This is a genomic window from Hahella sp. KA22 (genome assembly GCF_004135205.1).
Taxonomy (GTDB): domain Bacteria; phylum Pseudomonadota; class Gammaproteobacteria; order Pseudomonadales; family Oleiphilaceae; genus Hahella.
Genome location: NZ_CP035490.1, coordinates 392,699 through 405,591 on the forward strand (window position 1 = coordinate 392,699; position 12,893 = coordinate 405,591).

Annotated in this window: 14 protein-coding genes and 1 riboswitch; of the genes, 8 read left to right on the forward strand and 6 right to left on the reverse strand. The window is 52.5% G+C overall.

Annotated elements, in window-relative coordinates:
- The first annotated feature begins 284 nt into the window (after positions 1 to 284).
- A complete protein-coding gene (locus EUZ85_RS01805) occupies positions 285 to 608 on the forward strand; it encodes a hypothetical protein (RefSeq protein ID WP_127974248.1) in 324 nt (107 codons plus the stop codon).
- 106 nt (positions 609 to 714) lie between these two features.
- Positions 715 to 1,170 (forward strand): type II toxin-antitoxin system YafO family toxin, encoded by a 456-nt coding sequence (locus EUZ85_RS01810; protein WP_206617982.1) that lies wholly within the window; start codon positions 715 to 717, stop codon positions 1,168 to 1,170.
- 120 nt (positions 1,171 to 1,290) lie between these two features.
- Here EUZ85_RS01810 and EUZ85_RS01815 read toward each other — a convergent pair whose 3' ends face one another.
- From EUZ85_RS01815 to EUZ85_RS01830, 4 genes are all read right to left on the reverse strand, one after another.
- Positions 1,291 to 2,238, reverse strand: a complete 948-nt coding sequence (locus EUZ85_RS01815; RefSeq protein ID WP_127974249.1) for an IS5 family transposase — start codon at positions 2,236 to 2,238, stop codon at positions 1,291 to 1,293.
- A gap of 429 nt (positions 2,239 to 2,667) precedes the next feature.
- Positions 2,668 to 3,888 carry a ribonucleotide-diphosphate reductase subunit beta gene (locus EUZ85_RS01820; protein WP_127974250.1) on the reverse strand — a complete coding sequence of 407 codons (1,221 nt, stop codon included), beginning with the start codon at positions 3,886 to 3,888 and terminating at the stop codon, positions 2,668 to 2,670.
- Positions 3,889 to 3,916: 28 nt separating this feature from the next.
- Positions 3,917 to 6,778 (reverse strand): ribonucleoside-diphosphate reductase subunit alpha, encoded by a 2,862-nt coding sequence (locus tag EUZ85_RS01825; RefSeq protein ID WP_127974251.1) that lies wholly within the window; start codon positions 6,776 to 6,778, stop codon positions 3,917 to 3,919.
- Positions 6,779 to 6,902: 124 nt separating this feature from the next.
- A riboswitch (cobalamin riboswitch) is annotated at positions 6,903 to 7,125 on the reverse strand.
- A 78-nt stretch (positions 7,126 to 7,203) separates the two neighbouring features.
- Positions 7,204 to 7,503: a hypothetical protein gene (locus tag EUZ85_RS01830; protein ID WP_127974252.1), complete on the reverse strand. Its 300-nt coding sequence runs from the start codon at positions 7,501 to 7,503 to the stop codon at positions 7,204 to 7,206.
- Positions 7,504 to 7,748: 245 nt separating this feature from the next.
- Here EUZ85_RS01830 and EUZ85_RS01835 point away from each other — a divergent pair, with 245 nt between their 5' ends.
- Genes EUZ85_RS01835 through EUZ85_RS01845 form a run of 3 tightly spaced genes read left to right on the forward strand, consistent with a single transcriptional unit; the run spans position 7,749 to position 10,214 of the window.
- Positions 7,749 to 8,720, forward strand: coding sequence for a pilin (locus EUZ85_RS01835; protein ID WP_127974253.1), 972 nt, complete (start codon positions 7,749 to 7,751; stop codon positions 8,718 to 8,720).
- 3 nt (positions 8,721 to 8,723) lie between these two features.
- Positions 8,724 to 9,704, forward strand: a complete 981-nt coding sequence (locus EUZ85_RS01840) for a type II secretion system F family protein (RefSeq protein WP_127974254.1) — start codon at positions 8,724 to 8,726, stop codon at positions 9,702 to 9,704.
- 24 nt (positions 9,705 to 9,728) lie between these two features.
- Positions 9,729 to 10,214, forward strand: a complete 486-nt coding sequence (locus EUZ85_RS01845) for a pilin (RefSeq protein ID WP_127974255.1) — start codon at positions 9,729 to 9,731, stop codon at positions 10,212 to 10,214.
- Positions 10,215 to 10,226: 12 nt separating this feature from the next.
- Here EUZ85_RS01845 and EUZ85_RS01850 read toward each other — a convergent pair whose 3' ends face one another.
- Positions 10,227 to 10,610 (reverse strand): MmcQ/YjbR family DNA-binding protein, encoded by a 384-nt coding sequence (locus EUZ85_RS01850; protein WP_127974256.1) that lies wholly within the window; start codon positions 10,608 to 10,610, stop codon positions 10,227 to 10,229.
- A gap of 20 nt (positions 10,611 to 10,630) precedes the next feature.
- Complete coding sequence (locus EUZ85_RS01855) at positions 10,631 to 11,245, reverse strand: FMN-binding negative transcriptional regulator (protein WP_127974257.1); 615 nt, start codon at positions 11,243 to 11,245, stop codon at positions 10,631 to 10,633.
- A gap of 187 nt (positions 11,246 to 11,432) precedes the next feature.
- On the opposite strand from EUZ85_RS01855, the gene EUZ85_RS01860 reads away from it, so the two are divergent.
- The 3 genes from EUZ85_RS01860 to EUZ85_RS01870 all read left to right on the forward strand — a co-directional run bounded on the left by EUZ85_RS01860 (position 11,433) and on the right by EUZ85_RS01870 (position 12,872).
- Positions 11,433 to 11,948: a GNAT family N-acetyltransferase gene (locus tag EUZ85_RS01860; RefSeq protein ID WP_127974258.1), complete on the forward strand. Its 516-nt coding sequence runs from the start codon at positions 11,433 to 11,435 to the stop codon at positions 11,946 to 11,948.
- A 110-nt stretch (positions 11,949 to 12,058) separates the two neighbouring features.
- A complete protein-coding gene (locus tag EUZ85_RS01865; protein ID WP_127974259.1) occupies positions 12,059 to 12,334 on the forward strand; it encodes a PepSY domain-containing protein in 276 nt (91 codons plus the stop codon).
- A 10-nt stretch (positions 12,335 to 12,344) separates the two neighbouring features.
- On the forward strand, positions 12,345 to 12,872 hold the full coding sequence (locus EUZ85_RS01870) for a cytochrome b/b6 domain-containing protein (protein ID WP_127974260.1): 528 nt from the start codon (positions 12,345 to 12,347) through the stop codon (positions 12,870 to 12,872).
- The last annotated feature ends 21 nt before the right edge of the window (positions 12,873 to 12,893 follow it).

Sequence of the window (12,893 nt, forward strand, 5' to 3'; positions counted from 1 at the left end):
GCGAATTGAGCGTGGCGCCCCTTTCCACATCACAGACTTTTAAGCCTCTGGGAACACTACAGTTTGACTCAAGAATATGCGGTTGAACTGAATCCAAAAAACTTAGTGGCTACGCTCACAGTATTAAATAAATATAGTGATTTCGGGGCCCCCACCCTGAGCACTCTTAGGGATAAAGGCCGATAGGCGATATGCGAGCTGGTGGTATAATGGCTTTTATAGCCCCCCCTGAAATAAAGCTCAATGTGTTATTTAAGAGTTTTAAAGAGATAAGGTAAAACTGTATGAGCAAAGAAATATTATCAACATTTACCTCTCCGTTAGAGGAGTTCAAAGAAAAGTTCGCAAAGCTTTTAGAAGAAGCAGATGCGGAGCCTGTTGCTGTTGTTGATGACAAAAATGACGTTCTATTCTATGCCGTTTCGCCATATTTATTTGAAGAAATGATGGAGTATATAGAATATAGCCAGAGAGGCAGCACGAAGCTTATTTCACCCGAAGAAAGCAGCCTCGGCATTACCGAAGAAGATTTGGTAAACATATCAGAAAATGCGAAGAAAGATATAGAAAATCTAAAGAAAAAAGGGCGTATAGATAAATGGAAATAAAGTTCATTTTGAATAAGAAGACTAAGCAGGTAGAAAAGATATATAAAAACAAGAGTCCTAATAAGAAAAGCGCTGTCAAGTGACTTTTTAACGGAATCAGAGCTGAGTGAAATCGCCAATAAGCCCAGAAATAAAAATGGGGGCTGGAATGGCTGAAGTTTTCATGCATGAGCTCCTGCAAAACAGGCTGACCATACAGCAGCAAGAAAAGCTAGAAAGCGAGTTCAGAAGGTACAAGGAAGAAGATGGATATGTACCAGGTGATTTTGGGAGAGATGCACCCTATACAAGGACCTTTAATAGGCGATATCTGGAGCTCATGCATCTCCATATAAGAAGAGATAATAAAGCATGGCCCAATAGAACCCTCCAATTTTATAGAAGAAGTGGTTTTGTTCTTGTCTACTGCTATGGATTTATAGATAGAAACAAATATTTGCTGATTGATATTATCAAACACTTTGACCCTAAAAAGCCGAATGAAAAAGAAAATACTGATGAAGATAACAATCTCATGGCTGAATTAGAGGCTATAGCAGAGTCTTTCAGAGACAAAAACTAGGGAACCTCTGAATAACCCATAGTTATCCCAATATCCCTCTCCATTGTGCATTTGGCCCAACCATATACTGCTTTTTCCAACAACTTTCGCCCCTTTCAGGGCGGAAGTGGGCCTATCGCCCTATATCCGCAGCTCTTTCCACACCATAAGAAGATTGCTGAAGGCCGCCAGTAGATATAATCGATTCCTGTTCTTCGCCAGGCCTCGATAGCGGACTTCGCCATAACCAAACACCTGCTTAATGTAGCGGAATGGATGCTCCACTTTGGCTCGGATGCTCGCTTTCAGCATCTCCATTCTCTGATGCTCTTTGCTCAGTGTGTGGCGCACGCCTGGACGTCTCGCGATAAACCAGGCGACACCCGCCCGCTTCTGGTGTTCCTCCCGCTTATGAATGCCTTGGTAACCGGCATCGCCGAACACGACGCTTTCTTCTCCATGCAGCAATTTGCCCGCAACTGTGATGTCATGGACATTCGCTCCCGTCGTTTCAAGGCTGTGAATCAGTCCCCGGGCGCTGTCTACGCCAATGTGCATTTTCATACCCAAGCGCCACTCATTGCCTTTTTTGGTCTGGCGCATCTCCGGGTCGCGTTGGCCGCTCTGGTTTTGAGTGGAGCTCGGGGCGGAAATAATCGTCGCGTCCACAATGCTGCCTTCCCGCATCATCAGCCCTTGCTTCTGTAGTTGTTTGTTCACTTCCTTGAAAAGCGTCTTGCCTAAACCGTGACGCTCCAGCAGGTGACGAAAATGGAGGATCGTGCTTTCATCCGGCAATCGGTCTGACAGGCGCAGACCAGCAAAGCGACGCATGGACTCAATCTCATACAGCGCATCTTCCATCGCGGGATCGCTGAGGTTATAGAACAGTTGCATGCAGTGAACGCGAAGCATGGCGGATAACGGATACGGCGGCCGGCCATTCTCGCCCTTGGGATAATAACGGGCGACCTTCTTCTCCAACCGTTCCCAGGGAATCAGCTTATCCATCCGCTCCAGAAAGATTTCCCGGCGGGTCTTACGCTTTTTATTCTGGTATTCGGCTTCGGAGAAAGTCATCTGATCCATGAAAAGTGTTCCTGCTGAGTTGGACTGCCGTATTATGACTGATTCTTGGGGTTATTCAGAGGTTCCCTAGGAAAGCGTTAAAACTCTGTGTCAACCAAGCTACAAATCGATGCATCCTCTGCCCCGTAATTGGTACAACTGGACTTTTGCACCTAGTCTGAGTAATTGAAGTGCGCCAAGAGAGGGTCAGCCACTTGTTGTGCTAAAAAGCAGCCGCCATTATTCATGGAATACACATAGGTTACGGGCAAAAGTAGCTTCGTATTAACAAAATCCTGATCTTCCCTCCAGTTCTCTTCTAGACTCATTAAGTATCTAAACAGCAAAAATAATGAGTTTTAGCCCCGCCAAACTGGCGAGGCTATCATTTAATCAACAATCTCAACGGAGATTAAAAGATTATCTGTCGCCGTATGCTTGCAGATAAAATTACCACTGTAACGACGCCCCGGTCTGATACTCCGTCACGCGGGTTTCGAAGAAGTTTTTCTCTTTACGCATGCTGGCCTGTTCGTCCAGCCAGGGCAGTGCGTTGCCGGCGCCGGGGAAGGGCTCGTCCAGTTTCAGCTGCTTGGCGCGGCGGTTGGCGATGAAACGGAATTGTTCGATGTGGTCTTCCGCGGTATAGCCCAGGATCGGTTCTTTCAGCAGGAAATGGGCGTAGCCGGTCTCCGCTGCTTCTGCTTCTTCCCACAGCGTTTTGATGGCTTTGGGATCAAGGGTGACGCCTTCTTCCTTGATGATCTGTTTCACCACGCGGATACCGAAGGCGCAGTGCATGACTTCGTCGCGCATGATGTATTGCAGCTGCTCGCCGGTGCCTTTCATCAATCCGCGACGCTGCAAAGCGAAGATGGGACTGAAACCATTGTAAAACCAGCAGCCTTCGAAAATACCGGCGAAGAAAATATACGCCATCACGAAGGTTTCCAGGTCATCCCGGTTACGCAGGTTGATATCCGGGCGCAATAGCGCGCTGATACGCTCGTTGCCCATCTTGATCTTGCGATAGATCGCTGGCGTGACGCGGTAACGGTTATAAATCTCGCTCTGATCCAGACCAATCGTTTCAATACAGTGCTGATAGGTCCAGGTATGCAGAGATTCTTCGTACACCTGCCGCGCCTGATAGATCTGCAATTCCGGTGCGCTCATTTTCTCCATCACCGCCAGACCGATATTACGCATGGCCAGGATATCGGAAGTAGTCAGGTAGGCCAGCACGTTTTCATACACATGCTTTTCTTCCAGAGTCAGCTTGTGATGGTAGTCGTACACGTCCTGAGACATGTTGATGTCCAGAGGCGTCCAGTGGTTCTTGTTGGCGTTGAGGAAAAACTCCCACGCCCAGGGATACTTGAACGGCGCCAGCTGGTTGATGTCAGTCATCCCGTTCACCACCCGCTTGTCGTCAGGGTTAACCGGGTCCAGCTTTTGTAAAACCTGTTCTTCCATCGCCTCCTCCGCCAGGGCCGCGGGCTCTGGCACGCTGTCAGGGGCTCCCCCGGCGGCGGGGGCCGCAGCGGGAGAGGTGGAAACGGATGACTGTGGAGAAACAGCCGAGGATGTGGACACAGCAGGAATCGCCACCGCCAGAGGATCGTCCCAGTCCGACAAGGTCGCAGTCTGCTTCATCAGTTCGGTATTCATGGTCATAGCTCCTGGTTGTTATCGTCGCTTACTGACAGGCTTCGCAGTCCGGATCGAGAATCGAACAGAACTTCGGTTGCGGTTCCTGATTCTCAGTGTCGTCAACATCAGGTTTGGCGTTGTCGCTCTGGGACGCGCCGGAAGAAATTTTCTCCATTTGCGTGGCGCCGAGAGAGCGCAGGTAATAAGTCGTTTTCAGGCCGCGGGACCAGGCCAGTTTGTACAGGTTGTCCAGTTTTTTACCGGAAGGCTCCGCCATGTACAGGTTAAGGCTCTGCCCCTGATCAATCCATTTCTGGCGACGGGAGGCCGCTTCCACCAACCAGCGAGGATCGATCTCAAACGCGGTCAGGAACAACTGCTTCACGTCTTCTGGAATGCGATCGATCTGCGCAACGGAGCCATCAAAGTACTTGAGATCGTTGACCATAACGGAATCCCATAGATCCCGCGCCTTCAACTCCTGCACCAGCCAGGGGTTGATCACGGTGAACTCGCCGGACAGGTTGGATTTGACGAACAGGTTCTGATACGTCGGTTCAATGGACTGGGATACGCCGACAATGTTGGAAATCGTCGCCGTAGGCGCGATCGCCATGACATTGGAGTTACGCATGCCCTGCTTTTTCACCAGCTCGCGCACTGGCGTCCAGTCCAGACTGTGACCACGATCCAGCGTGCAGTATTCCGCGCCGCGCTCCTGCTCCAGACGATCCAGAGAATCGATAGGCAGAACGCCCTGATCCCACAGGGAACCTTCGTAGGTTTCATAGCGTCCGCGCTCTTTCGCCAGATTAGAAGAAGCAGTGATCGCAAAATAGCTGATCAGCTCCATGGACTGATCGGCGAAGCGCACTGCTTCGACGCTGCTATACGGCAGGCCAAGCTTGTACAGCGCATCCTGGAAGCCCATCAGGCCCATGCCCACAGGACGGTGACGCAGGTTGGCGTTACGCGCCTGGGGAACCGCGTAATAGTTGATGTCAATGACGTTATCCAGCATGCGCACTGCGGTATACACGGTGTTGCGCAGACGATCATGATCGATTTCGCCATTGCGAATGTGGTTGACCAGGTTGACCGAGCCCAGGTTACACACCGCAATTTCGTCCTGACTGGTGTTCAGCGTGATCTCCGTACACAGGTTCGAGGAGTGCACCACGCCAACGTGTTGCTGCGGCGAACGCAGGTTACAGGGGTCTTTGAAGGTCACCCAGGGATGGCCTGTTTCGAACAACATGGAGAGCATCTTGCGCCACAGATTCTGCGCAGGCACTTTCTTGAACAGGGTGATGGCGCCGCTTTCCACGAGGGATTCGTAGTGGGTATAGCGCGCTTCAAAAGCGGAGCCGTACAAATCGTGCAGATCCGGCGCATCGCTGGGTGAGAACAGCGTCCACTCCTTGTCCTCGAACACCCTCTTCATGAACAGGTCAGGAATCCAGTTGGCGGAGTTCATGTCATGGGTGCGGCGGCGTTCATCGCCAGTGTTTTTGCGCAGTTCCAGGAACTCTTCGATATCCAGGTGCCAGGACTCCAGATAAGCACACACGGCGCCTTTACGTTTGCCGCCCTGATTCACTGCCACGGCCGTGTCGTTCACAACCTTCAGGAACGGCACCACGCCCTGGGATTTACCATTAGTGCCTTTGATGTGGGAGCCCAGAGAGCGCACCGGCGTCCAGTCATTGCCCAGACCGCCCGCCCATTTGGACAGCAGCGCATTGTCCTTGATCGCGCCGTAAATACCCTCCAGGTCATCCGGCACAGTGGTCAGATAGCAGGATGACAATTGCGGACGGTTGGTGCCGGCATTGAACAGCGTCGGCGTGGAGCACATGTAATCAAAAGAGGACAACAAGTTGTAGAACTCAATCGCACGAGCGTTAGGGTCGTCTTCCTGCACCGACAGCCCCATGGCGACGCGCATGAAAAACGCCTGCGGCAATTCCAGGCGGGTCTCGCGCCAGTGAATGAAGTAACGATCGTAAAGGGTCTGTAGCCCCAAGTAGGTGAATTGACGATCACGCTCAGGCTTAAGCGCGGCGCCCAGTCGTTCCAGATCGAATTCCAGCAGACTTGGCGACAGCAATTCATGCTCCACGCAGCGTTCGATAATGGCGCGGAACGCAGACGGATACAGTTCCGCCATTTCAGTTTCCGTGGCGGACGCAGCGATATTCAGATAGCTCAGCGACTCTTCACGCAAACCGTCCAATAACAAACGGGCGCACACATAGGAATAGTTAGGTTCTTCTTCGATCAGAGGACGCGCCGCCATGACCAGCGCGGCGTTGACGTCTTTATGCTTAACGCCGTTGTACAGGTTCTTCAGTGCGCCCTGCAGCACTTTTTCCTCGCTGACGCCGTCCAGATCCGCACAGGCATCGCTGATCACTGTACGTAGACGTCCCATATTCAAAGGCGCTTCTGAGCCGTCAGTGAATTTCACATTGATATCGGGATGCGTCTCCCCTGCCTGTTCGCTTGGCGCAGGCGCGCGCTGACGGGCATGCTCTTCACGATACAGTACATAAGCGCGGGCCACTTTGTGGAAGCCGCCGCGCATCAGGCCTAACTCCACCAGATCCTGAATTTCTTCAATATGCACCGAACCGCCTTCCGGGCTGCGGCGGCGCAGGCGAGCCACGATATCTTTAACCAGTTTTTCTACGGAATCCCGCACACGGGGCGAACCGGACGCGGATTGTCCTTCCACCGCCAAAAACGCCTTGGTCACCGCCATGGCGATTTTTCGGTCGTCAAACGGCGCAGCCTGACCGGTGCGTTTGATCACCTGCAGCAGGGCGTTATGAGTGCGTGATTCGGATGAAACAGATGGGGAACTGGAGGCGCGCGCCTCACTGGGGGACGAAAAACTGCCGGTCATGGAATTGTCCTCTATCGCGTGTTCTGGCCGAACCTCCACGATTAGGGACATAAAGCGACGCGCAGACAGGACAAAAATCGCCTCGCACAAAGCGGCGCTTTATCATTACCCTGAGTCGCGAAGGCATGAATAACTTCAGCATGGCAGGTCTTCGGACTCGGGGGCGTTTACACGTTTTTGCGAACCTACGGCGACCGCTTCCCATCCACTTTCAGGACAGTGCGTGGGCGTTTCCGCCCGCGTCGCTTTCGTTCCCCCACACCGCTGCGCGTCAGTACCGGACTCTCACCGGATTCCCTCTTAGCACAACCTTTGAACAGGCGTGAACCATAGCTGAGGCACAATATATTGTTTTGAATACTAAAAGTAAATACTAGATGTAGAGGCAACGCCATACAGCAAAACCGTGGGCGTATGGGTTGAAATCAGGCCAGAATGACGGCGAATAAGAACTTTTTCAGTAGCGCCTGGACGCCTAATCCTATGAGTGTAAGAATAAAAATCTCTGAATAAGCATCCGCTTTGGTAATCAGCTTTAATGCAACCAGATAGAATCCAATCGCGAGAAGCAAACCAGGCAGCCCATAGACAAAGAGTCCAATCAAAGCCGCCGCAAGAACGATCAAGAATGCCTCAATAAACGCCAGCGAGACTTTCAGCAGCTTAGCCGCAGCGAACAGGCAAGCACTCTCGATCAGAACGCCAACGATTAGATTCAAATCCATGAGATTTCCCAAAAGGCGGCCATTCTATACAGTAAGCCGTCGCCGTCAATACAGCTAAACCACACTGACATCCCTAACGGCGACATTCACATATCCACGATTTTCATGGCGGTCGAGCAGCCGAAGTTTGCCAAACCTCATTGTCACCCCAAAAAATAAGCGGGTAATTACCTGAATTAAAAGCAGTTCAGGATACAAATCAGCTAAACTGCTAATAATTTTCTTCTTCGCATTAAGGACTGGATTTGCCTGAACGACGCCGCTTTTTCAAAGAAAAACTGACGCCTTATTTTGCGCCCCCCATGTGGTTGCACTGTCTTTTGTATGTGTTAACGCTGGGCGCGTACGAGCTGTTCTGGCATTACATGAATTGGCGCAAGTATCGGCTTATATCGGGAGATCCTATCTGGCCGCCGCTGCGCGGGCTGTTCTTTTACTTTTTTATTCCTGCTCTGGTTGGTAATCTCGCGCGCAGCTCCTCCTTGGCGGGCCGCTCAGATCCTTCGCTTGGCCCATGGACCAGCGCGCTCTATATTGCAGCAGTGATAACAGCCTCTACGCTCGCGGAGGCATTGCATCCTCTGTTTATTCTGTCCGCCTTTCCTTTTCTGACCTATTTGAACTGGCGGGCAAGATGGGTCAACCAGCAGTTCATAACAGCTTCGGCTCAGTCGGATGCAAGCGTCTCCGTAATCGTCGCCGGCTCGCCGCTGCAATCTGGCCACGACGTCCTCGTTTTCAGACCGTCTTTCCAGACTGTTAAAAGCTTTCGTTGGCTGGAGATTTTTACCTGTATCGCCGTGATTTGCATCGCTTTGACTTTCGCATTGGACGCCGGACGCCAGACCATTATTAAAGCTCGTCTAACCGAGGCCTTTAGTTTATTGGGAGGGGTCAGAGTAGACATGGCGGAAAAATACGCTTTCTCCGGCGTCTGGCCGGAGCGAGACAAACTGTATGCTTTGAGCGAGGTTGAGGCGGTTTATTTCCAGCCTGTTGAACTTGATGCTAGCGGAGCCTTGCACTTTACATTTTCTCCGCTCGCTGAAGAAACGCCTGGAACCATCAGCTTTCGATCCGTCGTCAGTAATCCTGATGGCGCATTGCGCACCCTGGGTTGGACATGCGCGTCAGCCCACTCGGGTCCACGCAAAGTCTACGGCGACGACAAAAGCTCGCTGCCTCCGGAGCAACTCCCCTATATCTGTAGAGGTTAAACCGTGATCCTTATTTCATCACCAAACTCAAATCTAAGCCAACTGTTGCGGCACTTGAACCATCAGGTTCAACAAGGGCTTTCTCTAGAACAGGCGCTGGCCCGACTGGAGCCTCTCCTGCCGGCTCACGCACAGCCCCAGGTTGAGCAACTGAAAAAAGTATTGCAGGGTGACGTCAGCCTACAAGCGACGCCTTATCAGGACAGTCCCTTCTACGACATAAGTCGACTCGCCGCCATCGTGCGCGCCAGAGGCGGCTCGCTACCCGGCTTTCTGGAACGCTATATCACCCACTCTCACGCTATGGAAATATCCTGGCGTGGCGTTTGGGACGGACTGCAAAGTCTGCTTGGCTACGTCTTCGTCCTGTTAATGATCGCCATCTTTATTTTCAGCGTCCTGCTCATCAAGGTATTGCCGGGATTTCAGGTATTTTACAGTGAAATGAATATGGAGCTGCCAGCATTTACGCTGGCGCTGATATCCGGCATGGAGACGTTTCAGTCAGTTTGGATCTTCGTCTTGATCGGTTTGGCTCCGCTATTTTGGATTGGGTTCAAGGCGGTCGGTTGTATTCGACAGTTGAGGCCCATGCCGGACTTCATGCAACGCGTCCCAGGTTTGTCCTCCATCGCCAACGCCCATCTGCGTTATATCTGGCTCGCCAACGCCTACCTGCTTAACCGCTCAGGTCTGGATGCGGAAACGTCCTTACGCGAGGCGCTACAACTCTGTTCCAGCGCCAGTCTGGAAGAAAAGCTCTCACAATCGGAATATCTGGATCTGATGATCGCCCTGAAAACTGGCGCGCTGGAACAGGAGTTGGCGTATCAGTTCGAGCGACTCAACGTCGCGTACTCCGCGGCTCTGGCTTCCTTCAAAACCAAATTCGTCGCAGGCGTCAGCACCTTAATAGCCATACTGGTTGGAGCGACCGTACTCGCCGTCTACCTGCCAATATTTGGCTTAGGCTCCGCAATTTAACTTCTACTCGGCAAAGGCAGCATTATGAGCAAACAAACACAAAACGGATTCACCCTCATCGAATTAATGATAGTGGTCGCCATCATCGGCATCCTGGCGTCCGTCGCCTTGCCCAGTTACCAGATATACATCACTCGGGCGCAGATCACTGAGGCGGTCACCATCGTGGGCGAACTGCGTGACCAGGTGAAAGAGTATTACAAATACAAAGGCGATTTTCCGGCCGATAACGCCGCCGCAGGCATGCCTGCGCCCAACAAGTTATTGGGGAATTTTGTGAAGAACATCACTCTGGAGAACGGCGCCTTTCATGTTCAGTTGGGCAACAAGGTGAACAAAAGTCTGCAGGACAAATATCTCACCATTCGCCCCGCCATCGTGACCGGCAGCCCCGCCAGCCCAATGACCTGGTTATGCGGACATAGCCCCGCGGTCGAGGGAATGGAGGCCGTCGGCGCCAACAAGACGGATATAGAGCCGGCTTATCTGCCCTCCAACTGCCGGTTCTGAACGCTGAAACGCTTAGGCGGGGAACAGGGTTTCCCTGCCGTAACGCAGCTCCAGCGCCTGACGCTCCGTCTTGGTGAGGCCTTTGACCACCAGCGCGTAGGAGTTATCAATCATCCGCCCGATCTCTCCGGGCGGCACGCCGCCATCCAGCGCCAGCGTATTCCAGTGTTTTTTATTCATGTGGTAGCCCGGCGTCACGGAAGGGAAGATATCCCGCAACGCCAACGCTTCCACCGGATCGCACTTCAGGTTCATGCGCCCCTCGCCATCTTCCATGCCTAGGGTCGCGAACATTTTGCCTTTGATCTTGAACACAGCCACTTCGGGTCCAAACGGAAAATCCTCAATGGCTTCGGGTTTACTTAAAAGCGCCTGTCTGGCCGCTACGTAGTCCATATCATCGCCTCTGATTAAAGTCAGCTATCCTGCAGCAACTGCATCTGCTGCGCGATCACCTGTGAATTCTCGTCCGGCTGCGCCGACAGCCCGGCGATTACACCGGCCCGATCCTGCGGGTTACGATTCTGGCTGAGTTTGAACTTGCCGTTCAAGGTTTCGATATCAATGCTGAAGCCGACAATGGCTTTCATCATCGCCTCCAGCTTCGCTGGCGGCACCTTGCTCATTTTCCAGGGGTTGGCGAACGCCGCTTCGTGTTTATCGCTCAATTGCTCAAGCAGCCAGGGCAGGCGCTCAGGAGGCAATAACTCCGAGCGTCCCCGCACTTCCGCGCTCATAAAGTTCCAGGTAGGGACCATTCCTGCGCTTTCATACCAATCTGGCGACACATACGCATGCGGTCCCTGAAACAAGACCCGTGTTTCATCAGCGCCGTCCAACTCTTTCCATTGGTCGTTCTGGCGGGCCAGATGGCCATACAAACGGTTATTCTCGCGATCCAGTATAAAAGGGACTTGATTGACCTCCAGCGAACCGGCTTTCAGCGTCATCAAAACGCCGAAGCTCCAACGGTCGATAAAATCCAGCATGGCGGAGCGGTCCTCCACCTTGAATGAAGCGGGCATGTACATAGTCAAAATATCCCTGACTGCACGGACTGTGGGTAAAACGTCGCGCCTGTCGGCGTCTAACGCACCGGGTTGAATAATATAGCGTTTTTAACCCGCTCTGACAGGGTGTGCCAGCGGGCTTTGCGAAAATAACGTTTTGCGCTATAACGGCTGAGCGTTTCACAACTCTCATGGTTAAGGACATCACATGCTTAACGCCGTCTTTGAGGATTTCCAGTTACGTCCCGCCCAAGAGGCGGACCTGCAAGCCGTTGTCGATATCTATAATTCCACGGTCGCTTCCAGGCAAGTCACCGCGGATACCGAGGAGGTTCCCGCAGCGAGTCGTCGGGACTGGTTTTTGCGGCATACAAGTGAACGCCCTTTGTTGGTGGCGGAACGAGCGGGCCATATTCTGGGCTGGATTAGCTTCGAGCCTTACCATTCTCGTCCTGCATATAGACATACGGCGGAACTGAGCATCTATCTGGCGCCGGAGCAGCGAGGCAAAGGAATGGGCGCCCGCCTTTTGAGTCATGCGATAACGTTGGCGCCGCAACTTGGCGTGACGGCGCTCGTCGGAGTGATTTTCTCTCACAATGCGCCCAGTCTCGCCTTGTTTCGCAAGCATGGCTTCCAATGCTGGGGAGAATTGCCCAACGTCGCAGAAATGGACAACGCGCTCTACAGCGTGACGCTAATGGGGCTGTCGCTGCCTCAATAAGCCCATCAATAAATTTTTCTTTTTCGAGCATTGACTTAAGCCTCCCTTAAGCTTCGCCCCTTAATCTGCTCCTTGTCGTTAAACAAGACCTCCACACAAGGAACAGATTTATGAAATCAACCTCAATCGCCTTATTCGCCGCCGCTCTGAGTCTGACTGCAGCCACCGCATTCGCGGACCCTACCTGCACCACGGAGCCCAAATCCGCCTGGCAGGATCAGGAAGTGTTTAAACAGTCGCTGCTGGACCAGGGTTACAAGATCAAGAAGTTCAAAGAGACGGACACCGGCTGTTATGAAATCTACGGCTGGAACAATCAGGGTCAGAAAGTGGAGATCTACTTCAACCCGGTTAACGGCGAAGCAGTCAAAACTGAAATCGATTAAGGAGTTTCCCATGCAAACCGTTCGTGTCTGGGACCCTCTGGTCCGCTTATTTCACTGGACGTTAGCCACAGCGTGCATTCTTAATCTGTGGGTACTGGAGGACGGAAGTTCCTGGCACGAATGGGTCGGTTATTACGCCGGGGGCGCGATTGCGATCAGAGTCTTATGGGGTTTTATAGGGACGCCCTACGCGCGCTTTCGGTCTTTTTTTCCTACGCCGACACGACTTAAAAACTACGTAGGCGCCCTCATGTCCGGTAAGCCTGCCGAGACAGTAGGCCACAACCCGATGGGCGGCCTGATGATTCTGGCGCTCATGTTCCTGGTGGCTGCGCTGGCGGTCAGCGGCTGGATGATGAGCCTCGACGCCTTTTGGGGCGAAGACTGGCTGGAGGAGATTCACGAGGGCCTGGCCAACGCATTAATGGCGCTCATGCTTATTCACATCGCTGCGGTGAGCCTGTATTCACGCTTTGGCAAAGAAAACCTTATCGCCGCCATGGTCACCGGCAAAAAGCAAATCGGCAAACCGGAATAAACACCAGACGAAGCGACGCCA